The 20,293-nt window shown below is 68.4% G+C and carries 23 protein-coding genes; 15 read left to right on the top strand and 8 right to left on the bottom strand.

The window, feature by feature from the left end; all coding sequences use genetic code 11:
• Positions 1–37: 37 nt before the first annotated feature.
• Both ABH941_RS24125 and ABH941_RS24120 read right to left on the bottom strand, forming a co-directional pair.
• Positions 38–826, bottom strand: a complete 789-nt coding sequence (locus ABH941_RS24125) for a phosphotransferase enzyme family protein (RefSeq protein ID WP_370131545.1) — start codon at positions 824–826, stop codon at positions 38–40.
• 126 nt (positions 827–952) lie between these two features.
• Positions 953–1,123, bottom strand: coding sequence for a hypothetical protein (locus ABH941_RS24120; RefSeq protein WP_370131544.1), 171 nt, complete (start codon positions 1,121–1,123; stop codon positions 953–955).
• Between the two features lie 454 nt (positions 1,124–1,577).
• On the opposite strand from ABH941_RS24120, the gene ABH941_RS24115 reads away from it, so the two are divergent.
• From ABH941_RS24115 to ABH941_RS24100, 4 genes are all read left to right on the top strand, one after another.
• On the top strand, positions 1,578–1,787 hold the full coding sequence (locus ABH941_RS24115) for a hypothetical protein (RefSeq protein WP_370131543.1): 210 nt from the start codon (positions 1,578–1,580) through the stop codon (positions 1,785–1,787).
• 62 nt (positions 1,788–1,849) lie between these two features.
• Positions 1,850–2,470 (top strand): restriction endonuclease, encoded by a 621-nt coding sequence (locus ABH941_RS24110; RefSeq protein ID WP_370131542.1) that lies wholly within the window; start codon positions 1,850–1,852, stop codon positions 2,468–2,470.
• A gap of 93 nt (positions 2,471–2,563) precedes the next feature.
• A complete protein-coding gene (locus tag ABH941_RS24105; protein WP_370131541.1) occupies positions 2,564–2,935 on the top strand; it encodes a hypothetical protein in 372 nt (123 codons plus the stop codon).
• A gap of 4 nt (positions 2,936–2,939) precedes the next feature.
• On the top strand, positions 2,940–3,395 hold the full coding sequence (locus ABH941_RS24100) for an NUDIX domain-containing protein (protein WP_370131540.1): 456 nt from the start codon (positions 2,940–2,942) through the stop codon (positions 3,393–3,395).
• A 102-nt stretch (positions 3,396–3,497) separates the two neighbouring features.
• Here ABH941_RS24100 and argS read toward each other — a convergent pair whose 3' ends face one another.
• Positions 3,498–5,270 carry an arginine--tRNA ligase gene (argS, locus tag ABH941_RS24095; protein WP_370131539.1) on the bottom strand — a complete coding sequence of 591 codons (1,773 nt, stop codon included), beginning with the start codon at positions 5,268–5,270 and terminating at the stop codon, positions 3,498–3,500.
• Positions 5,271–5,641: 371 nt separating this feature from the next.
• On the opposite strand from argS, the gene gltX reads away from it, so the two are divergent.
• The 5 genes from gltX to ABH941_RS24070 all read left to right on the top strand — a co-directional run bounded on the left by gltX (position 5,642) and on the right by ABH941_RS24070 (position 11,679).
• On the top strand, positions 5,642–7,006 hold the full coding sequence (gene gltX, locus ABH941_RS24090; RefSeq protein WP_370131538.1) for a glutamate--tRNA ligase: 1,365 nt from the start codon (positions 5,642–5,644) through the stop codon (positions 7,004–7,006).
• A 622-nt stretch (positions 7,007–7,628) separates the two neighbouring features.
• On the top strand, positions 7,629–8,651 hold the full coding sequence (locus ABH941_RS24085) for an aminoacyl--tRNA ligase-related protein (RefSeq protein ID WP_370131537.1): 1,023 nt from the start codon (positions 7,629–7,631) through the stop codon (positions 8,649–8,651).
• A 369-nt stretch (positions 8,652–9,020) separates the two neighbouring features.
• On the top strand, positions 9,021–10,007 hold the full coding sequence (locus ABH941_RS24080) for a phosphotransferase family protein (RefSeq protein ID WP_370131536.1): 987 nt from the start codon (positions 9,021–9,023) through the stop codon (positions 10,005–10,007).
• 356 nt (positions 10,008–10,363) lie between these two features.
• On the top strand, positions 10,364–10,654 hold the full coding sequence (locus ABH941_RS24075; RefSeq protein ID WP_370131535.1) for a helix-turn-helix domain-containing protein: 291 nt from the start codon (positions 10,364–10,366) through the stop codon (positions 10,652–10,654).
• Positions 10,655–10,668: 14 nt separating this feature from the next.
• Positions 10,669–11,679, top strand: coding sequence for a tetratricopeptide repeat protein (locus ABH941_RS24070; protein WP_370131534.1), 1,011 nt, complete (start codon positions 10,669–10,671; stop codon positions 11,677–11,679).
• Here the strand turns inward: ABH941_RS24070 and ABH941_RS24065 are convergent.
• The 3 genes from ABH941_RS24065 to ABH941_RS24055 form a co-directional block, all read right to left on the bottom strand.
• Positions 11,616–11,927: a hypothetical protein gene (locus ABH941_RS24065; protein ID WP_370131533.1), complete on the bottom strand. Its 312-nt coding sequence runs from the start codon at positions 11,925–11,927 to the stop codon at positions 11,616–11,618. The genes ABH941_RS24070 and ABH941_RS24065 overlap by 64 nt on opposite strands.
• Positions 11,920–12,180, bottom strand: a complete 261-nt coding sequence (locus ABH941_RS24060) for a hypothetical protein (RefSeq protein WP_370131532.1) — start codon at positions 12,178–12,180, stop codon at positions 11,920–11,922. The genes ABH941_RS24065 and ABH941_RS24060 overlap by 8 nt, the downstream gene beginning before the upstream one ends.
• A 152-nt stretch (positions 12,181–12,332) precedes the next feature.
• Complete coding sequence (locus tag ABH941_RS24055) at positions 12,333–12,968, bottom strand: 2'-5' RNA ligase family protein (RefSeq protein WP_370131531.1); 636 nt, start codon at positions 12,966–12,968, stop codon at positions 12,333–12,335.
• Between the two features lie 415 nt (positions 12,969–13,383).
• On the opposite strand from ABH941_RS24055, the gene ABH941_RS24050 reads away from it, so the two are divergent.
• Positions 13,384–14,229: a hypothetical protein gene (locus ABH941_RS24050; protein WP_370131530.1), complete on the top strand. Its 846-nt coding sequence runs from the start codon at positions 13,384–13,386 to the stop codon at positions 14,227–14,229.
• Between the two features lie 249 nt (positions 14,230–14,478).
• Here ABH941_RS24050 and ABH941_RS24045 read toward each other — a convergent pair whose 3' ends face one another.
• Entirely contained in the window at positions 14,479–15,039 is a 561-nt protein-coding gene (locus ABH941_RS24045) for a GNAT family N-acetyltransferase (protein WP_370131529.1), read from the bottom strand.
• A 25-nt stretch (positions 15,040–15,064) separates the two neighbouring features.
• Positions 15,065–16,072 (bottom strand): hypothetical protein, encoded by a 1,008-nt coding sequence (locus ABH941_RS24040; protein WP_370131528.1) that lies wholly within the window; start codon positions 16,070–16,072, stop codon positions 15,065–15,067.
• An 838-nt stretch (positions 16,073–16,910) separates the two neighbouring features.
• Here ABH941_RS24040 and ABH941_RS24035 point away from each other — a divergent pair.
• The 5 genes from ABH941_RS24035 to ABH941_RS24015 all read left to right on the top strand — a co-directional run bounded on the left by ABH941_RS24035 (position 16,911) and on the right by ABH941_RS24015 (position 20,218).
• Positions 16,911–17,405: an ATP-binding protein gene (locus ABH941_RS24035; RefSeq protein WP_370131527.1), complete on the top strand. Its 495-nt coding sequence runs from the start codon at positions 16,911–16,913 to the stop codon at positions 17,403–17,405.
• A gap of 189 nt (positions 17,406–17,594) precedes the next feature.
• On the top strand, positions 17,595–18,101 hold the full coding sequence (locus ABH941_RS24030; protein ID WP_370131526.1) for an AAA family ATPase: 507 nt from the start codon (positions 17,595–17,597) through the stop codon (positions 18,099–18,101).
• A 124-nt stretch (positions 18,102–18,225) separates the two neighbouring features.
• Positions 18,226–18,615 (top strand): hypothetical protein, encoded by a 390-nt coding sequence (locus ABH941_RS24025; protein WP_370131525.1) that lies wholly within the window; start codon positions 18,226–18,228, stop codon positions 18,613–18,615.
• A 509-nt stretch (positions 18,616–19,124) separates the two neighbouring features.
• Positions 19,125–19,442 (top strand): hypothetical protein, encoded by a 318-nt coding sequence (locus ABH941_RS24020; RefSeq protein ID WP_370131524.1) that lies wholly within the window; start codon positions 19,125–19,127, stop codon positions 19,440–19,442.
• The gene (locus ABH941_RS24015) at positions 19,439–20,218 is read left to right on the top strand and encodes a 7-carboxy-7-deazaguanine synthase QueE (RefSeq protein WP_370131523.1); all 780 of its coding nucleotides are present in this window, start codon (positions 19,439–19,441) and stop codon (positions 20,216–20,218) included. The genes ABH941_RS24020 and ABH941_RS24015 overlap by 4 nt, the downstream gene beginning before the upstream one ends.
• The last annotated feature ends 75 nt before the right edge of the window (positions 20,219–20,293 follow it).

Here is a 20,293-nt window from a genome sequence, read left to right as displayed (position 1 = left end):
CCCTTCCGGGACGGCGTTCATCGGGCATGGCGGGACGCTAGCAGACATAGCCCCTGACCTGCATAAACAGCGAAGTTAGTTCGGTCAACACACCGGTTCCGCAGTCGTCGAAGTCGATGATGCCGACGCCGCCGCCGGGCAGCTCGATCATGTTCTCGCGATGCAGGTCGCCGTGGATGCGCCCGCGATCCGCCTGGCCGCCCTCGGCGAGAGCCGGAGTGATCCGGTCGGCCAGCTCGCGGAGCGCGGCCAGCCCTTCGGTCCCCAGTTGCCGTGCCGCTTGCGGATCGGTCAGGGCGTGGCCCTTGAGCAGAATGGTCTCGGCGTCCCAGGTCGGCCGGTCGAACTCCGACATCGGCACGGCGGCGGCGTTCGCGTGAAGGTGGGCGGTGGCGCTTCCCATGTCCTCGGCCACGCCTGGTCGACGGTAGGGGGGTTCCGCGGTGCCCGGGAGCCAGTGCAGCACGGCCAAGGTGGAGGGCTCGTCGTGGCCGGGGACCTCGACGTCCACGACGTACTGCCCGTCGCTGCTGGTGACCGGTTCGGGGATCGCAACCGTGCTGGCCTGGGCGAGGCTCTCCAGCCACCGCATCTCGCTACGCTGCTGGTGGGCGGGGCGGCCGTCACGTACGGACAGGCGGGCGGCGAAAGAGGGATGGCCGGGAGGGGTGACGCGCCAGACCGCGTTGTCCTCGTACTGCTGGACCTCCATCAGAACATGGGAGCCGTCGAGGCCGTAGTGCTCGGTCAGCGCGGCCCGGGTCGTGCGGTCGAGCAGGGCCAGCTGAGCGGCGTGGGTGAGGTGGGGGAACGACTCGGGGGGCATGGACTTCCTCTAAGGTCGGGATGGGCAAGATTGTTGCATTGGCAGATCGGGGTCTTGTCAGATGCGGCTGGCCCGCAGGAGGTTTCAAGGTCGAACTGCGGATGCTGCAGTGCGAGGTCGAACGCACTACAGGCCCCTGACCCGGGCGGGCGAGTCAGGCGCCCAGACCGATGCCGCCACCAGGATGGCCGCCATCGCGCCGTACCTGTCGTTCATGCCGCCCGTGTTGCCGAGACGGTGGCTCTCCAGCCGGATCGTGCCGCTGTGCCGAGCCTCGTAGATCAGAGAGCGCCACACCCCGGCCGGAGTTCGGCCCAGGGGCCCGCACGTCGGACCGTGGCAGAAGCGGACGCACGGATATCGGGCAGCGGCCGCTGGCTGATGTCGGGTGTTCCGGCGTCCGCGTGCGGCCCGGGAACTGCCATATTCACGACAACTATCGTCCACGACCGTGATCCTCCGATCGCCGCAGCTCAACGGCCGAAGGGCGCCCGGACCTCGCAAATCCGGCGAGAACGGCAGCAGAGGCAACTACTCAACGGGCATCCTATGTCACTCCTGGTCAGCGCCATGACTCCGTTCTCCGGCGACTTGGCGCGGGCATTGCTCCACGACGGAGTGCTGCTGGCTGATTCCCAGCTCTGGGCAGCACCCAGCAATGATGATCCGTCAGGAATTGTCGGAGGCCGCTGCTCCAATGAACCTAATGACAGGACGCGTCGGGTGTCCTGCCGCTTTGAGGGGGAAGTCGATGCCCGATCCCGGGTTCCACACTGTCCGCAGCCACGTACGGCGCAACCCGGGGTCGGGCCGGAAGAAGACCAGCGGCTGGGTGATCGCCGCCATCGCCGTCGCTGGCTTCTGGGTCGTCACCCACCTTGGGGGCACGGCCGCCGGCAGCACGACCACCCCGCCCAGCCCCTCCGCGTCCGCGTCGGCTTCTGCCGCGGTTGGACACTGATGGCACGGCGCAGGCGCCGCTGGCGAATGCCCCGGGGTGCCGGTGAACGGGTCGCAGCAGGAGTGATCGTGCTCGTCCTGCTGGTGTGGCTCGTCCAGGCAGCCGCTGTCCTGGGACGCCTGCTCGTCGCCGGCTGGCCGATCCTGGCCGCCCTGATGGCAGGCGCCTTGGTCGTGGGGGCGCTGCGGCTGCGGCGACGGGTCGCGGCCGACCGCCGTCGTGCCGAGCACCTGGCACGGTTGCGGCTCACGCTCACCGAGATTGACGCGCTTGACGACCAGCAGTTCGAGTTCGCGCTGCGCGACCTGATGATCCGCGACGGCTGCACCGCCCGCCAGGTCGGCCAGCAGGGCGACCAGGCCGCCGACGTCATCGCCGAGGATCCCCTTCGGGGCCGGATCGTCCTGCAGGCCAAGCACACAAAGGTTGGCGGCAAGGTCGGCTCCCAGGTCATGTACCAGGTGAACGGGACCGCCGGACCCGTACACGGCGCGAGATTCGCTGTCGTGGTCACCAACGGCTCCTTCACCCGGGACGCGAAGGCATGGGGCGAGAAGCACCACGTCCACTGGGTGGACCGGGACCGGCTACGCCTGTGGGCTGAGCACGGCACACCGCTGCCGGACCTCCTCCGTCTCCCGGTGGCCGCCCGCAGGCGGACCCTTGGCCGCAAGGCCGCCTGACGAGGCATCGCGGCGGGACCGGTCTCCTCCCGCCGCCACATTCGCCGGTCAGTCATCAGCTACAGGGAGCCGTCACCGGTAGCGTTCAGCACCATGGGCATGATCGAGGGTGTGCTGATCGCGGAGAGCATCAAGCTCGGCGCAGAGCTGTCCGGAATTCCACTGACACTGGACAGCGTGCGGCGGGTAGCCGCCACAGACGCGACTGCGGACCAGCCGAAGGCGTGGACACTGATCAACTTTCGTGCTGAGCAGGTCGAGGCCGACCAGCTCGCCGCGCGGTTCGCCGAGATCCTGGACGCACCCGGCTGGTACGCCGACTTCCACACCGACAGCGACGTCTACGTCGTCTTCCCAGGCAAGGTCTTCCGCTACAGCCGAGGCGACCGAGCCGGCCGCGAGCAGACGACCCAGCACGCCCGCAGCATCGGCTTCCCCGACTCCCAACTCGACTGGACGGATTGAACTCATGCAGGCGCAGGTTGTCGCGGTGCCCGAGAAGGTCACCAAGGAAAAGGTCCTCGTCTACGTAGTGCACGACGGGCGCCTGCTGGTGTTCCGGCACACCGACTACAGCTACGAGGAGGTCGGCATCCAGGTCCCTGCCGGCAGCATTCGGCCCGGGGAGACCCCGGAGGCAGCCGCCATGCGCGAGGTCCGGGAGGAGACGGGCCTGGACGGCTTCAAGATCGTTCGCAAACTGGGCGAGACCGAGTACGACATCAGTCCGTACCGGCTCGAGATCCAGCACCGACACGTCTTCCACCTGGAACTGACCGAGCCCACCCCAGAGCGATGGATCAGCCAGGAGGACCACGACGGCGAGCAGGAGCCCACTCCCTTCGAGTGCTTCTGGATCCCGCTGGAGGCGGCCCACATCCTCCAGTCCGGTCAAGGCGCCCTGCTGGGACGGCTGTCCGACTGAAGTCACCTGTCCCGTCACAGAAGCGGACGGCAGCCGATGAGCCCGGCAGTCGGCCGCAGACTGTGGCAGCGCAATCGCGGGACCGCGCTGCCACCGACTTGGCTAAAGCTGCTCGGGGGCGGTGATGCCAAGCAGGTTCATGCCGGTGGTGAGGGTCTGTCCGGCCAGCCTGCAGAGTAGGAGTCGGTTCTCGGTGACCGCCCGGCTGGGGGCCTTGAGTACGGGGCACTTCTCGTAGAAGGTCGCGAAGGCCGAGGCCACCGCGTAGAGATAGGCGCACAGGCGGTGCGGCTCGTAGGAGTCGGTGACCTGGGCGAGAGTCTCGCCGAACTCGTCGAGTAGCAGTCCCAGAGCGCGCTCGGCCGGCTCCAGGGCGATCTCGGGGTGCGCGGCGGGAGCGATGTCCTCGGGGGCCTTGCGCAGGATCGACTGGATGCGGGCGTTGGCGTACTGGAGGTAGGTACCGGTGTCGCCGGTCGTGGAGACCATGCGGTCCGCGTCGAAGACGTAGTCGCGGGTCCGGGAGGTGGAGAGGTCGGCGTACTTGACCGCGCCGACGCCGACCTGGCGGGCGCGTACGTCCAGCTCCTCCTCGGCCAGGTGGGGGCTCTTCTCGGCGACGACGGTGCGGGCGCGGTCGACTGCTTCGTCGAGGAGGTCCATCAGTCGTACGGTGTCGCCCGAGCGGGTCTTGAACGGTTTGCCGTTCTTCCCCAGGACCGTGCCGAACGGCAGGTGCAGGGCGTCCACTGATTCGGGCAGCCAGCCGACGCGGCGGGCGGCGGCGAAGACCATCCGGAAGTGCAGCGCCTGACGGGCGTCCACGACGTAGAGCATGCGGGCTGCGCCCAGGACGTCGACGCGGTCGCGGATGGCGGCGAGGTCGGAGGTCGCGTACCCGTATCCGCCGTCGCTCTTCTGGACGATCAGCGGCAAGGGCCGGCCGTCAGGGTCCTTGATGTCGTCGAAGAACACGCACAGCGCGCCCTCGGAGCGCACGGCGACGCCGGAGTTCTCCAAGTCCTCGCACACCTGGGCGAGCATCGGGTTGTAGGCGCTCTCGCCGACCGCGTCAGCGTCCTCCAGCAGGACGTCCAGGCGCTGGTAGACGGCTTCGAAGTAGCGCTTGGACTCCTGGACCATCTCTTCCCAGACGGCGAGGGTCTGCGGGTCGCCGGACTGGAGGGCGACCAGACGCTTACGGGACCGGTCGGTGAACTCCGGATCGCTGTCGAACAGAACCCGTGAGGCACGGTAGATTCGGTTGAGCCGCGACATCGAAGGCCCGTCGGACTCTGCGGCGGGATCCGCGTCCTGGTCCTGTTCAGGGTGCTCGGCCAGGAACTGGATCAGCATCCCGAACTGGGTGCCCCAGTCGCCGATGTGGTTGCGGCGGACGACCTTCTCGCCGCCGAACTCAAGGATCCGGGTGAGGGCGTCGCCGATGATGGTCGAGCGCAGGTGGCCGACGTGCATCTCCTTGGCGATGTTCGGCTGGCTGTAGTCGATGACCGTGGTGCCGGGCCGCTGGCTGGTGGGAGTGCCCAGGCGCGCGTCGGCCGAGCGGGCGGCGACCCGGGAGGTGATCGCGGAGTCGGTGATCGTCAGGTTCAGGAACCCGGGACCGGACAGCTCGCGGGCGGCGATCACGTCGTCGTCGCGCAGGTGCTCCAGGACGAGGGCGCCGAGCTCGCGCGGATTGCTCTTGCGCTGCTTGGCCATGCCGAGGATTCCGTTGGCTTGGAAGTCGGCCCGGTCGCTTCGTCGCAGCTGGGGGTCCACGGACGCTGGTGCCTCGCCCTCGGGCAGAGCGGCGGTGATGGCGTCGGCGACGCGCTGGTGGACTGCTGCGGCGAGCGAGGGAACCGTGGGCATAGGAGCTGGGCCGTTTCCATGAGAAGACCGGATTGTCTGAAGGGAGCAAGCACGCCAGCTGCCGTAAGGGGGTAACGCAGCCGAACCCTGTGCAGCCAGGCTGTGGACCTCGGCCAGAGGCCTGCGCCCCAACGCTCCCACGGTAGGGCGGATTGCTTCTCCGGATCCACCGACATTTCGACGACCTCCACGCACCATCCGACGAAAGGCTATGGCCGGCTCCGAGACGGTGATCACCCTGGCCGTCTCCCCGAGGGTCGCGAGCCTGTGCGCGGGAGTGATTGCTGGAGCACGTGCGACCAGGAAATCGCTAGGATTCCTCTATGTCTGCTGCCCCGGTTCGTGTTCGTTTCGCCCCTTCTCCGACTGGCATGTTCCACGTCGGGGGTGCCCGCTCGGCTCTCTACAACTGGGCGGTGGCGCGACAGTCGGGCGGCACGTTCGTGCTGCGGATCGAGGACACCGACGGCGCGCGGAACCAGCCGGAGTGGGTCGACGGAATCGTCAGCGCGCTCGCCGCTATCGGCATCAGCGACTCCGACCCGGCGTTCGAGGGCCCGTACTTCCAGTCGCAGAACGCGGAGCGGCACAAGGAGGCGGGGCTGCAGCTGCTGGCCGCCGGGCGTGCGTACTACTGCGACTGCACCCGTGAGCAGGTCGCTGAGCGCACCGGTTCCGTGCAGCTCGGCTACGACGGCTTCTGCCGTGACCGGGGGCTGACGTACGAGGCGGGGCGGGCGCTGCGGTTCCGCACCCCGGACGAGGGCACGACCGTGGTGGTGGACCTGATCCGTGGTGAGCCGGCGTTCCCTAACTCGGCGATCGAGGACTTCGTGATCGCTCGGGGTGACGGTTCGCCGGTGTTCCTGATTGCCAACGTCGTTGATGACCTGGACGAGGGCATCACCCAGGTGATCCGGGGCGAGGAGCACCTGTCGAACACCCCGAAGCAGCAGCTGCTGTGGGAGGCGCTGGGCGCGACGCCGCCGGTGTGGGCGCACCTGCCGGTGATCGTGAACGAGAGGCGGCAGAAGCTGTCCAAGCGCCGCGACAAGGTCGCGTTGGAGGACTACCTCGCCGAGGGCTACCTGCCCGAGGCGATGGTCAACTACCTGATGCTGCTGGGCTGGGGCCCGGGCGAGGACCGCGAGATCCGCCCCTATCCGGAGCTGGAGCAGCTGTTCGACATCAAGGCCGTCAACGGCTCCTCCGCGTTCTTCGATGTGAAGAAGCTGGCTGCGTTCAACGGCGAGTACATCCGCGCGCTGGCCCCGGCCGACTTCGCCGCCGCCTGCGCACCGTGGCTGACGCTCCCGCACGCCACCTGGTCGCCGGACGCGTTCGACCAGGTGCTCTTCGACACCGTCGCACCGCTCGCGCAGACCAGGATCACGATCCTGTCGGAGATCACCGCCTACGTCGACTTCCTGTTCTTGGACGAGCCGGTGAACGACGAGACGGCGTGGGCGAAGGCGATGAAGGCTGGTGCGCCCGATATTCTGCGCGACGCCCGCGCGGGGCTGGCCGACGCGACCTGGCAGGCGGAGCAGCTGAAGGCCGTCCTGGAGGCGGTCAGCGAGAAGAATGGTCTGAAGCTGGGCAAGGCTCAGGCCCCGATCCGGGTGGCGACTACCGGGCGCACGGTGGGCCTGCCGCTGTTCGAGTCCCTTGAGGCGCTGGCCCGTGAGCGGGTCCTGGCTCGGATCGACGCGGCCCTGGGCCGCCTGGAGCCGTGAGCGTCTCGGCGCTCCCGGCGCGGCACCGTTGGGCGGCTGTGCGGCTGTGATCTCCCCGGAGTGCTATCACGTTTCGGTGCTGCCATGCGAGGTCGGCCCTCGGCATGCGCTATGAGCTCTACCAGTTTCCCTATACCCAGGGGCGTCCTGGACCGGGCCCAACGGTGTCCAGCGTGGGGCTACCACGCGCCTGAACGGCGCCGCCCGTGAGCCGCCCGCCATGGCTGCAACCACATTGGCGAACTCTCCGAGGAAGATCCACGCGTCGCGCAATGGCGAAGGAATTTCCGCACCACGCTGAGTATCTTCGTTGCTGGACCGAGCCGGGCCGCCCTATTCTCGGGCCAACGCGTTGATGGAGACGAGTAGCCGCGGGATCATGCGAGCTGAGAGAGCTGCCGGTAGCTGAGAGGGCAGCATCGCACCCCGGGGTGAATCCCCTCCGGAGTGCGGGGAGGAACGGCCGCACAGCCCAATGCCCCGCCGAGTGGCTCCCGTGACCGAGCCGAGTCGAGGCCGCCACCTGTTGGCGGCGAAGGCGCGGTGGCACCGCGAGTCCCCTCTCGCCCGCGCTCCCAAGGGATCACGTCGAAGATCGACCACCCGAGCGGAGCCACTGCCCATGTTGGACATCACCCTGATCCGCGAACACCCTGAGCGTGTGCAGCATGCCTTGGCCAAACGCGGCCTGCAGGTCGACCTCGCATCGTTCCTCAAGCTCGACCAGGAGTACCGTCAGGCGCGCACCGCAGTGGACGACCTGCGCGGCGAGCGCAGGCAGATCTCTGCTGAGGTCGCCCGGCTCCGGCGCGCCGACGGGGAAATCGCCGCTCTGCGTACACAAGCGAAGGCGGTCGGCGCCGACCTAGTCCAGTCGGAGGAGCGTCTCGCTGCGCTGGAGGCCGCCCGGGGCGCCTTCCTCGATGAGCTGCCGAACCTGCCCGACGACGACGTGGTCGCCGGCGGCAAGGAGAACAACAAGGTCCTGCGCACGGCCGGGCACCCGCCGGCGTTCCCCTTCGACCCCAGGGACCACATCGACCTCGCCCAGCGACTGGGGCTGATCGACTACGAGCGGGGCGTGAAGCTGGGCGGCACCGGCCACTGGATCTACCGCGGCAACGGAGCCCTGCTCGAGTGGGCGCTTCTCAACTTCTTCGTCCAGGCCCATCTTCGCGACGGCTACGAGTTCATCCTGCCTCCACACCTGCTCACCTACGAGGCCGGGTACACAGCTGGCCAGTTCCCCAAGTTCGCCGACGAGGTCTTCGTCGTCGAGCCCGGCGAAAGCGGGCCACGCCGGTTCCTGCTGCCGACCTCGGAGACTGCGCTGGTCAACCTCCACCGGGACGAGACCCTGACTGACGCCGAACTGCCGCGAAAGTACTTCGCCTACTCGCCCTGCTACCGCAAGGAGATCGGCGGCTACCGCGCCTCCGAACGCGGAACCCTGCGCGGGCACCAGTTCGACAAGGTCGAGATGTTCCAGTTCGTACGGCCCGACGCCTCCGAGGCAGCCCATCAGGAGCTCCTTCGAAAGGCTGAGCAGTTGGTGGCAGACCTCGGCCTGCACTACCGAGTCACCCAGTTGGCTGCAGGAGACACGACTTCCGCGATGGCCAAGGCCTTCGACATCGAGGTCTAGCTCCCCAGCATCAACACCTACGTCGAGGTCAGCTCCGTCTCCAACGCCCGCGACTACCAAGCGCGCCGCGGCGCCATCCGCTACCGTCCCGCCGACGGCAAGCCCGTCTTCGTCCACACGCTCAACGCCTCGGGCCTGGCCACCAGCCGCCTGCTTCCGGCGATCCTTGAACAGAACCAGCAACCCGACGGAACTGTTCGCGTCCCCGAGGTGCTCCAGCCGTGGCTGGGGTGCACGGACCTGCCACCGGCCCCTTGACGGCCGCGTTACCACGACGACCGCCAAGGGGCCCACGAGGCTGCCAACCTGGGTCCCTGGCACAGGAAAACTCGATAGCGATCTTCAGAACTGACCCATCACCATGACCGCATGCAGACCACGCTCACGCCCCGGCCGCGCTACGACTCCACCGCAGTGCGGCCGGCCTGGACCGATCTTCCCCAGCATGTACGAAGGATCGTCGAACAACAGCTCGGCGGCCCGGTAGAACCCGGGCCGGTGGCAGGCGGCGGCTTCACCCCAGGCTTCGCCGCCGTCCTCGAAGGACCCGCAGGAAGGCAGTTCGTCAAGGCGGTCGACGGGGCGACCCACCCGTTCATCGCCTCCTGCTACAGCCGGGAGGCGCTGATCAACCAGGCACTACCGCCCGGTGTGCCGGCGCCCCGGCTGAGGTGGATCGAGGAGGCCGACACCTGGGTAGTCCTGGCATTCGACACCCTCGACCACGCGCGGATGCCGACGGATCCATGGCAGTCCCACGAGCTCGCCGCCACCCTGGAAGCCTGCACACAGACCGCCGAAGCACTCGCCCAACCCTCGCAGGCCCTGCTCGACCTGGGATTGAAGCCCTTACACGAAGAGGGGGACTTCGACGAGTGGCGCCAGCGCGCCAGCAACACCGGCCAGGCAAATAGCCTGCCCCGCTGGCTCCCCCGCTCCCTGATCGGCCCGCTGGCCGACCTGGAATCCAGCTGGGCCAAGGACACCGCCGGCGAGTCCGTCCTGCACCACGACCTACGCCGCGACAACGTACTTATCGGCCCTGCCGGCGAAGCGTCGATCTGCGACTGGAACTGGCCCACCCTGGGAGCCCCCTGGTTCGACCTCACCCTGCTGCTCGCCACCGCGCACGCCGACGGCTACAACGCATCCGCCCTGTTCACCGCCCACCCCGCCGCCCGCACCGCGACACCCGAGCAGTTGGACTCCGCGCTGGCAGCGATCAGCGGCTACTTCATCTCCTCTGGGGCCAAGCCGACCCCCGACTTCGGCTCCCCGTGGCTGCGCCAGCACCAGACCTGGAGTGGGGAGGTGGTGCTGCGCTGGCTGGCCGAACGGCGGCATTGGGATCTCTGACTCCCGTAGCTGCCGTGGCCCAGCATGAAGGCTCAACGCGGACGCTCTGATTCACTCCCCGACCACGGCATCTTCACCCCCGGGCCTCGAGTGTCTTGACGAGCGTGGTGACCAGGGTGGTCTTGCCCGACATGTCCAATCCGTCAACGAGGATGCGCACGACCTGCCTCCTGAACCTCGAGGGGTGGGGCACGAGCCGCCGGGCCAACGAGCGTCCTGGCCGACCGTCAGCAGTTGACTCTCAGTCAACGACCGTGCACGTAGGAGCAGAAGCTGCCAGGGTGTAGGCCAGTCGTCGGCCATTTGTCGGCCATTTGTCGGCCAGCGTCGGCCTGGCAGGCCAAGGGGAGGGTGCCGTGTCAGCGGCTACCGCACCGATCGGGGCCCTCATCAGGGCCGCGTGGAAGAAGAGGGGCTGGTCGCAGCCACGGCTCGGGCAGGAGCTCGGCAAGGCCGAGGGCAAGGGAGCCGCCGGTCCAGGGCGTGACCAGGTCTCGCGGTGGGAACTCGGTGGACGCGTCCCGACGTACTGGTTGCCGTACCTGGTCGAGGTCCTGGAGCTGCGGCTACCCGATCCGGGTGATGGTTCGCCAACCGCGCCGGAAGACCCGGCGCCGGGCGATACGGTGGACTCGTCATCGAGCTGAGCCGGAGGGACGTGGTGGATCGCCGGGGATTCGTGGCCGCCTCCAGCGCGTACGCGCTCGCGGCCCTGGGACTGCCCGATCCGGAGGGCCTTCTCCGCCGTGTCCGCCTGAAATCCGCAGGGACGGTCCAGGTCGGCCGGGGCGAAGTCGCGGCCGTCCGGCAGATGACCAAGTCCCTCGGCGACGCTGCGGCTGAGCTCGGCGGCGGACACGCCCGCCACCTTGCCGTCCGCTACCTCCACGAGGACGTCGCCCCGTGGCTGGACGGCACGTGGACCGAAGCCGTCGGCCGCGACCTGTTCGCCGCCACCTCCCAGCTCGTCCACCTGGCTGGCTGGATGGCCCAGGACGAGGGCAACCAGGACGCTGCCCAGCAGTACTACGCGCACTCCTTCCGACTGGCCTCCGAGGCCAGCGACGCCGAACTCGCCGCCACCGCCCTGCGCGGACTCGCTGTCCAGGCCATAGACCTCGGCTTCCGTACGACCGCCGTGCGGATAGCCGAGGACTGCGTCAACCAGGCCAAGAACCTGGACGACCCCCGCGCGGTTGCCTACTACCAGGCCACCCTCGCTAACGCCGCCGCCCTGGACGGTGACCGGCCCACCGCCACCCGCTCGCTCACCAACTCGCAGACATCCATCGAGCGCGCCACCGGCGCCCCCAGCGACTCCTGGGCCTCGCACTACAGCATCGGCCGCTGGGCCCACGAAGCCGGGATGATCCTGGCCCAGCTCAGCGACTACACCAGCGCCCAGGACCACCTCCACCACGCACTCGACATCCACGGCCTCGACCGCCGGCGCACCCGCGCCATCGTCCTCGCCGACCTCGGCACCGTCCGGCTCCGCCAGGACGACGTGGACGGCGCCCTCGCCTCCTGGACCGACTTCCTCGACTGCGCGGACGGCATCCGCTCCATCAAGGTCAAGGACGCCGTCCACGACATTCGCGCCCGCCTCTACCGGCTACGGGACGTACCCGGAGTCGAGGAACTGGACGAACGCGCATCAGCCCTCGAATAGGGAACTCGCGCCCAGATCCGGTGGAAGTCGCAGGCCAGCAGTTGGCAGGTGTCGTCCAGCAGCAGCGGGTACAGTCCCGCGTGCAGCTTCTCGAACTTCTTCTCCGTACGCGGCTCGGGGCGGGTCAGGTGGTCGTACATCGCCTGGTCCGACAGCGTCGGCAGCACCCGCTCCTCCCCCTCGCGCAGTTCCCACGGCGGCTTCTGCGTTACCAGCTCCCCCCGGACCGGCCCTTCTTGTTCACCCACGGGCGAAGACATCGGACCGCCCCACGAACAGGGCCCGGAACAGAGCCAACTTCTCCTGCCCGCCCGAGGAGGCGTCCGCGTAGGGCAGTCCCGATGGCGACAGCATCTGCAGTAGCACGACCACCGGCTCCGGCACGAGCTGCGGCGAGGCCTCCTCGGACTCGGCGTCGTGGGCCGGGACTGAGTCCGCTACCGGGCCGAGGAGGGAGCGAAGCCGCGTGTTCTCCTCACGCAGCCCGGCGATCTCCTCCACTGCTACGTCCAGCCGAACCCGCAGCTCGGCGGGGTCTTCCCACCCGGTCCAGCCATCCGCACTCTGGGGCGCAGATACGCTCAAATAGGTCCGGGTCGTGGTTGCGCCGCGGCCTTCGATACCGTCGTCCCGCGCCGACATCGTCGTACGGGCTACGCCCGGTCGCCTAGCGGAATCTCCGCAAGGGTCTTCCAGGTGATGGTCTTCTGCTCGCTGTTGGCCAAGACGTCGACCAGTTGCACGCTGGCGATGTGCAGCGGCGCGTGGCTGGGCCGGACCCGTCGCAGGCGACGGTGGATCTGGTGGTAGTGGTCCAGGGTGACTTCGGCGGTTGCGTACGACTCGGTCAGGTGCAGCACGCCGGTGTCGTAGGACGTCGCCTCTGGTCCTCGCACGTTCTCGAAGGCCCTGGTCGTGGCGTTGCGTAGGGCGTTCAGCGGCTCGTCCGGTCCGAGGTCGAAGATGATGCCGGTGCCGTACGCGAGCGGGCTGCCCGCGGTGATCGTGAAGGGGTCGACAGCCCGAAGCTGCGTGGTCAGCTCAGCGGCGAGGGCCTGCCGCTCAGCATCAGTGATCTTCGAGGCGGGCGTCTCGCTCAGCTGGTAGAGCGTGATGTGGAACCAGTCGTCGCCGACATGGGTGAGCGGGTCGTCCCCAGTCGCGGCACGGACACCGCGCACGAGTTCTAACAGCTCCGGATGGTGTCCGAAATCTACGGCCACGTAGGCGTGAACGAGGGAACCCGCGTCCCAAGTGTCCTGGCCCTGCTGGTATACAAACGGCCTCATGGCGAGTCAACGTACCGACTCTACCCCTCAACGTGAGGCTGATTGGGGAAGTTGAAGCTCAAGCTCCAGACCGCAGGGAGGACGGCCGTCCCAGCTCGTGCAGAGAGGGTTCGCCGCGCAGACTCCGGAGCACCTCGGCGAAGGTCTCCCGACCGGTTTCCGGCATAACGCCCCCTGTGTTCGTGTCTGCGCACAGAGGGCCAGTTGGTGCGTCTCGCCACCGAGTCCTGAGACGGCGATGATGGAAATGCCGGCCAGGGCGTGCCTGGCACCGTGGACAACCTCTTCGGAGAGTGGGACGACGTGCGGCGCAGAGACTTCCTCATCACCGGCGGCGTCGCCGCGGTCGCGGGTCTGGCGACAGCCGAACAGCTGAGTGGCGGACAGGAGCTGATGGAAGCTCACCTCGCATTGCGTGCGGCCCACGGCAGACTCGACAACCTGTGCGGCCAGCGCCGCGGTCTATGCCCCCGCCGTCGAGCACCACCGCCAGGTCCTGGCCTGGCACGCCACCGCCCGCACCAGCGCCGCCCGGCGGCAGACCGCGGCGCTGGCCGCCGATACCGGGGGCTTCGTCGGCTTCCTGACCTACGACCTCGGCATGGCCGACACTGCTGCCTGCCACTACCAGCGGGCCGCCGAACACGCCCAGGAGGCCGGCGACGTCGCGTCCTGCGCCAACCTCCTGGGCCAGATGAGCCGGATCCTCGCCAACCAGGGCCATCACCGCCAAGCCCTCGCCCTGGCCTACAAGGCCTTGCGCCTCGCCGATCAGCGAGCCCACCCCGCGGTCCGGTCCTGGCTGCGGGCCGTACGCGCGTACCATCACGCCTGTCTGGGCGACGCGCGAGCGGCGAGCGCCGATCTCAACACCGCCTGGACACTCCTGGAACGCGCCGACGACGGAGAGGTCCCCCCGTACATCGGCTACCTCAGCGCCGCCGAACTGGGCAAATGGACCGGCCATACCCTCACCCGCCTCGGCGGCGATACCCCCTCGCTATTCCTGCGCAGCCGCACCGCACTCGACCAGGCCCGCGCCGCCTGGCCCCCCACCATGGTCCGCGGATCAGCCGAGGTCCTCACCGCCAGCGCCCACGCCTACACCGCGTCAGGGGAACCGGAGGCCGCAGCCCACCTCCTCTCCCAGGCCCTCGCGGTCGCCACCGCCACCGGCTCCTCCCGCAACCTGCACGCCGCTCTGCACGTCAGGACCCTGCTTGCCCGCACCACGGGACGCGCGTCCTCCAGGAATCCCTGACGCCGAGAGGCGGACCGAGGATTGCATCGGAGCGGAGGGGACAAGATCGTGAGATCCGGTGGCCCGTGACGTATTCGCTGATGCCGAGGCCAAGACCATCACATGGGACTCCATCGCGAGGATCCCCCTCGGCTCAATGCGTTGAAGCAGAGGAAGCGCGGGCCGGTGGCTCCGGTGCCGCGACTGGGCGATCGGATGGATGACGGTGCATGCACATCATGCAGGGTTGGGGCGAGTGCCGCCCTGGACTCAGGGCCTAAGGATCATCGCGTCGTACAGCGGGGATTCAGGGGCGTGCCGGATGGGGCCGATCACCTCGTAGCCCCAGCGGGGGTAGGCGTCGCGGGCCGGTTGGTTGTCGGTGATGCAGGTCAGGGTCGTCCACGGCTCCGCCCGGCCGGCGACGACGGAGTCGTGCAGCGCGCGGCCGATGCCCCGGTTCCCGAAGGCGGGCAGGACCATGATCTCGCGGAGCCAGAACACCTGGTCGGCCTCGGCAGCGGCAAGGGCGTCGGCGGGGCGCCGGTCGCCCAGGGAGATCCACCATGGCTTGTCGGCGGGCAGGGTAACGCCGTGGACGTACCCGACGAGCTGTCCAGTGTCGGCCAGGGCGGCGGTAACGACCTCGAAGCCGTGCATGTCGAATGCGGTCCGCAGCCGGTCGGCGTAGGTCTCTACGGAGAAGAAGGGGTCATCGAGGTATGGGGGCACGTCGTACACCTCGGCGTACACAGCGATCAGGCTCTCCGCGAGCGCCTTGGCGGAGGTCGGGTCATGGTGGGTGACATTCAGGTCGGGCAGGGCGGGCACGGGGACTTCTCCAGAGCTCGGTAGTTCAGGCGATGTGCTGGTTGAGTAGTTCGACGGTGTCCTGGGCTTCGAGGTGGCGGGGAAAGTGGCTCAGGCCGTCGCGCACCAGGACGAGCTGGTGCAGGTTGCGGGTGGAGGTCATGCCTCCCTTGATGAGCTGGACCGACTCACGGGCGCTCGCCACCGTCCGGTCCACGTCGCGGTCCTGGAGCGCGGCGTAGGAGAGCTTGGCCAGGCACATGCCGCGGTTCCGCGAGTGCTCAAGGTCCTGAAGCGCCGAGGAGCGGTCCAGGAGCCGGATCGCGAGTTTGTTCTGGCCCAGGTCCAGGCGGCACATGCCTTCCAGGCAGACGAGCTCGGCCTCGTTCAGGAACGAGGTCCACTGGGGGTCCTTTTCGTCAGTGCCGCGATCGAAGGACTTCCATGCCTGGCGGATGGCGGCTTTGCAGTTCATCTCGTCGCCAAGGCGCGCGTAGCCCTGGGCCTTGCGGATGGCCAGCAGTGCAGCAACCCGCGGGGTGGAGTCCCATGTATCCGCATGGCTCTGGGCGATCTTCGCGAAGCGCACCGCTTCGCGGGGTTTGCCCAGGTCCACGGCCTGCCTGGCCATGTTGGACAGGGTGCGCGTGGCCAGGGCCTCGTCGCCGGTGAGCATCGCCGCGTTCAGAGCCTCGGAGAAGTACATCCGGGCTTCCACAGCGCGGCCCGCATCGTACGAGTACCAGCCCAGGGAGGTCGTGAGCTGACCGGCGATGACGTGCAGTTCCTGCCCGACGTCCTCGGTGTAGGTGCCGTGGTCTATCAGCTGGTGGATCCGCAGTAGGTGCGAGCGCGCGACGCGCCACAGCCGGTCGCCGCCGAACTGCTGATCGAGGGCATCCAGGTCGGTGGCTGTGGCCTGTAGCTCGTCGATCTCGTCGCGGCCGACGCGGGTATCCAGCGCGCGGGCCGGGGCGGCGGACGCGGAGGTCGGGGCGAGCCAGGGCAGGCCGAGGACGGCCGCGCCGGCGGTTAGGGCTTGACGACGGTTCACGGGGTCGATGATCTGCACGACCCCTGAGCCCACGTCAAATTCGATGCCTCCCGGTGCTTGGAAGCCGAGGTGTTCCGGGCCCCGACCGAAGGCCTCACGTAACGCCGTGGCGTGGGGAGGTCTCGGCCACGCGGGCTTGTCGGACTCCCAACGGCGGTAAGTGCGCACCCCGATGGTGAATTCTGGGTCACGTAAGGCTGCGCGGCCGGCTTCGCTGATGCCGTCGGCTGCGGCCTCCTGGGAGAACCATCCTTTCGCGACCGTCGCCGCGAACAGCTTTTCGTTGCCTGGAGTCCTCACCGTTCCCCCTGCTGACTGCTCATGTGACTCACCGTAGGGCTCAAGCGGGCGCGGTGTGCAGCAGGTGGCGGGAAATCTACCGTCTTCGGAGTTCCCCGGCCGGTCTGTGGCCGGTCTATGGCCGCTTCATGCCCTGGTTCGGCCGGCGTCGGACGGCGATGGTGTATGGGTCGGTTGACGGCGTGTCGTGTGCACACTGCCCTGCTGAGTGAGTCGGCCGACCACAGACCCGCTGCCCGGCCTGACCCCCCGTTCGGGCCGGGCAGCGGCACCAGCCGCTGCCGTCCGCCAGGAGACCCGTCGTGTCCACATCGCCCCCATATGCTCCTCCTTCCGCCCAGGCTCTGCCTCGCCGCACGTTTGGCGGAGGCGTCCCCCGGGCCGGAGCAGCCTCCGGCACGCGCCGCTGGGCTGCGGTTCCGGAGGTCCCGGACGTCGCTCCTGCCCAGCAGTCGGCCCGGCTGTTGCCGCCGCAGTTCGAGGACAGCCCGCTGTGGTCCCCGGAGTTCGAGGGCGACGACGGATGCGAGGAGGCGTCATGACGTCCGGGTTCGGTGCCCGCTGGTTCATGGCGTCCACCCCCGCCACCGTCGCCGCGGCGCGACATGGCACAGTGGCTCAACTGCGAACCTGGGGCTTCCAGTTCGACGAGGAGGTGGCGTCGACCTTCGCGCTTCTGGTCAGCGAGCTGGTTACCAATGCGATCCTGCACGGCAGTGGAGATTTCCTCACGATCGCCATGTGCGCGCGGAGCGAGGAGGTGTACGTCGAGGTCCTGGACGGCTCCAGCGTCACCCCGGCTCTGCGGGAAGCCGAGCCCGACGACGAGTCTGGGCGAGGAATGTTCCTCGTGAACGCCTACGCGGCGAGCTGGGGCGTCCACAGCACGCCCCGCGGCAAGGCGGTGTGGGCGACCTGCCGGCTCCCCGCGCAGCCGGTTCCGACACGCCAGCGGTGCCGGGCCGAGGTAATCGGCGCCCTGATCCGCAAGGCACGCCCGAGGATCTACGTCGGCGCACTACGGGCGGCTTGAACTCCTTGCCGCGCGGGCTGAGGGGCCGGCGCGGCAAGGCCTGACCTGTGCCCTCCCCGCCGAAGGGCAGCCCCCGCGCCGATGCGACCCGCGGGAAGGGGGCCGATGATCCGGTCCCGATGCCACCGGCATGGCAGGCTGGTTCCCCGGGACAGTCACGGTAGGCAGGATCGAGTCGAAGGAGTACGCGTGGATCAGAACGGGCGTGCCGGGGTGGCATACCTGCTGGTGGGCCTGACTGGGTCGGGAAAGACCACGTATGCCAGACGGCGGCTGGAGCAGTCGGGCCTGGTTCGGCTGTCCGTCGATGAGATCGTTGTGCGGGATCACGGCCGCTATGGGGTCGACTATCCCGAGGCCTCCTACTTCGAGCGGGAGGCCGGGGCGGTTGCAGAGGTCCGCCAACTCCTGGCCGAGCTTGTCGGGCAAGGTCGTGACGTGGTGCTGGATCACGGGCTGTGGCTCCGGCGCGACCGCGACGAGTGGAAGAAGCTGGTCGAGGAGGTCGGTGGCAGTTGGCGGTTGCTCTACTTCCCCGTTCCCCGCGAGGAACTGCTGCGTCGGCTGGCGGAGCGGAACCTGCGCCAGGACGCCAATTCCCTGGCGGTTTCTGAGGCGGCCCTTGACGACTTTTATCGCCGATTTGAGGTTCCACACGACGAGGGCGAGGAGACGGTGGATCCTGTAGGGGACTGATTTAGTTCAGCAATCGAGCCCACATCTCAGCACTAGATCGGCAATTTAGGGCAATTCGGCAATTTCAAACCCGGCGGGCTGCTGCCACCCGTGTAGATGGATCTGCTCCGTCCAGGAGGAACCAGTGTCATACCCGCAACTGCTTACCCCCGACGAGAAGCTCGCAGAGGCGAAGAAGCTGTTGAGCCTCCCGCGTATCGTCGTGATCTGCGGCTCCACTCGCTTCATGGCCGAGATGATCGAGGCCGATGTGCGGGAGACCAAAGCTGGAAGGATTGTCGTCAAACCGGGCTTTGACATGAAGTCGCCACAGGAGCTTTGGTCCGGTCCCGTCGACGCCGAGGCGCTGAAGGTTCAACTCGACGATCTGCACCGGGCGAAGGTCCGGCTCGCTGATGAAGTGCTCGTAGTCGGCGACTACATCGGAGCCAGCACCCGAGCCGAAATCGCCTACGCCCGGTCGCTGGGCAAGCCCCTGCGTTTCACGCACCCCGACGTCGACACTGACGACTGACCGCCCGCGCCCACCTCGATATCCAGGGCCGGCGCCGCCTGCCACCTGACCGTCTCGCGGTGGCTTCGCCGCCGCCTATCCCGCACCCTCCGCAAGCATCCCTTGAAAATGATCACCACGGGCCCAGGCCACCGAGTCCACGTGTGCTCAACTAAGGCATCACCGCAGGACGGAGTGCCCATCTAGGATCAACGCCTACGGATCCCGACTGGTACTGAGGTCCCCGTCGGCCCCGGGTCATCGACCATCACAGTCGCGTCCCGCCGGTGGCCACCGGAGCGTCGGCCCGGGCGTCCAGCTGCGTGACTGCCGACCATGTCCTGCGTTCGGCACCGGCGAACACCGCGCCGGGACCGGACTGTTGGGGGCTTTGCTCGACATCACCCGCAGGTCGAGTGGACCTGCCAGGATCTTTGCAACTGCACGACTGACGCCGCTGCGGCCGGGCATGAGAGTCCGGCCCGAGGCGCGTCGGCATAGCCTCGCTGGCCAGTGGAAGGGACACCAACATGATCGGGCTTCATCAGGAGCAAGAGGTCTCCTTCACCGCCAGACGCCGCCAGGGCAGTCCGCAGGAGACGTTCACGGCCGTTCTCAGGTACGTCCCCGACCCGCCCCGTCTCGATGAAGCCGATCAGGAGCAGGCGGTCCATGCCTGGATCGAAGACGAGTTGACCGGCTCCTTCCTGGACGAAGTCCTTGGGAGCGCGCCCTCCATCGAGAACCTGGCCCTGCACCTGTACACCGGGGGCGCCCGGCTCCTGTCCGGATTGACGGAGGTACGCGTGAGCCCGGAGCCGGGCGTGTGGGCGGGGTATCGGCCGTGACCGCCGCACCCAGTCCCGACACCCGCACCGGGACGCCCACCGATCCCCACAGGGCCCGCGCGAGGAGGCGGGAAACGCTGCTGCCGGTCAACGAGATCTTCTGGCACGAAGTCGCCCAGGGCGAGGGTCCCTTCACGGGCCGGGCCTGCGCGTTCATCCGGCTCGGCTACTGCAACCTTCACTGCCCGCCGTGCGACACCGGCCGGACGTGGAACAGCGCCCGCTACGACATTCCCGCGCTGAATCCCGAGACTCCCGTCACCGAGATCATGGACTCCATCCCCGCGCACATCCGCATGGTCGTCATCTCCGGCGGGGAACCGCTGCTGTGGCAGCGGACCGGCGCGTTCGTCACCATGCTGGAGCAGCTCACCCGACGGGGCATCAAGGTGCACATCGAGACCAACGCCACGATCATTCCCACCGAGGGCACCGACCGGCACGTCGTGCACTACAGCGCCTCGCCGAAACTTTCCGCGATGGGCGGTGGCGACCCGCTGCAGCGCCGCGTCCGCCCACCGGTGATCGCTGCGTTCGCCGAACGCTGCGCCGCGGGGCGGGCCTGCTTCAAATTCGTCGTCGCAGGGCGCGAGCAGGTGCAGGAGGCCGCGCGGTTCGTCCAGGACCACCAGCTGGATCCGGACTGGGTGTGGATGATGCCCGAAGCCGGCGACGCGGCCACGCTTCTGGCTCGCCAGCCCGAGGTCACCAAGGCGGCCACGGCACTGGGCTTCAACGTCAGTACCCGACTGCACCTGATCAGCAACATCCGCTGACCGTTCCCGTCGGCTCCTCGCCCCCAGCGCATCCACGCACCCCGAACAGGGCCGCAGGCCCACCCACCCGCAGGA

The organism is Streptacidiphilus sp. EB103A, from assembly GCF_041261405.1.
In the GTDB taxonomy this organism is placed as follows: Bacteria; Actinomycetota; Actinomycetes; order Streptomycetales; family Streptomycetaceae; genus Streptacidiphilus.
The sequence above is the reverse complement of the archived record's forward strand: the minus strand, read 5'-3'. Positions and strand labels throughout refer to the sequence as shown.

Bases quoted from the DNA above. Each gene is read 5' to 3' on its own strand.
- ABH941_RS24125 (WP_370131545.1), bottom strand. From the start codon at position 826: ATGCCCCCCGAGTCGTTCCCCCACCTCACCCACGCCGCTCAGCTGGCC.
- ABH941_RS24105 (WP_370131541.1), top strand. From the start codon at position 2,564: ATGGGCATGATCGAGGGTGTGCTGATCGCGGAGAGCATCAAGCTCGGC.
- ABH941_RS24115 (WP_370131543.1), top strand. From the start codon at position 1,578: ATGCCCGATCCCGGGTTCCACACTGTCCGCAGCCACGTACGGCGCAAC.
- ABH941_RS24055 (WP_370131531.1), bottom strand. From the start codon at position 12,968: ATGAGGCCGTTTGTATACCAGCAGGGCCAGGACACTTGGGACGCGGGT.
- ABH941_RS24085 (WP_370131537.1), top strand. From the start codon at position 7,629: ATGTTGGACATCACCCTGATCCGCGAACACCCTGAGCGTGTGCAGCAT.
- ABH941_RS24080 (WP_370131536.1), top strand. From the start codon at position 9,021: ATGCAGACCACGCTCACGCCCCGGCCGCGCTACGACTCCACCGCAGTG.
- ABH941_RS24020 (WP_370131524.1), top strand. From the start codon at position 19,125: ATGATCGGGCTTCATCAGGAGCAAGAGGTCTCCTTCACCGCCAGACGC.
- ABH941_RS24035 (WP_370131527.1), top strand. From the start codon at position 16,911: ATGACGTCCGGGTTCGGTGCCCGCTGGTTCATGGCGTCCACCCCCGCC.
- gltX (WP_370131538.1), top strand. From the start codon at position 5,642: ATGTTCCACGTCGGGGGTGCCCGCTCGGCTCTCTACAACTGGGCGGTG.
- ABH941_RS24100 (WP_370131540.1), top strand. From the start codon at position 2,940: ATGCAGGCGCAGGTTGTCGCGGTGCCCGAGAAGGTCACCAAGGAAAAG.
- argS (WP_370131539.1), bottom strand. From the start codon at position 5,270: ATGCCCACGGTTCCCTCGCTCGCCGCAGCAGTCCACCAGCGCGTCGCC.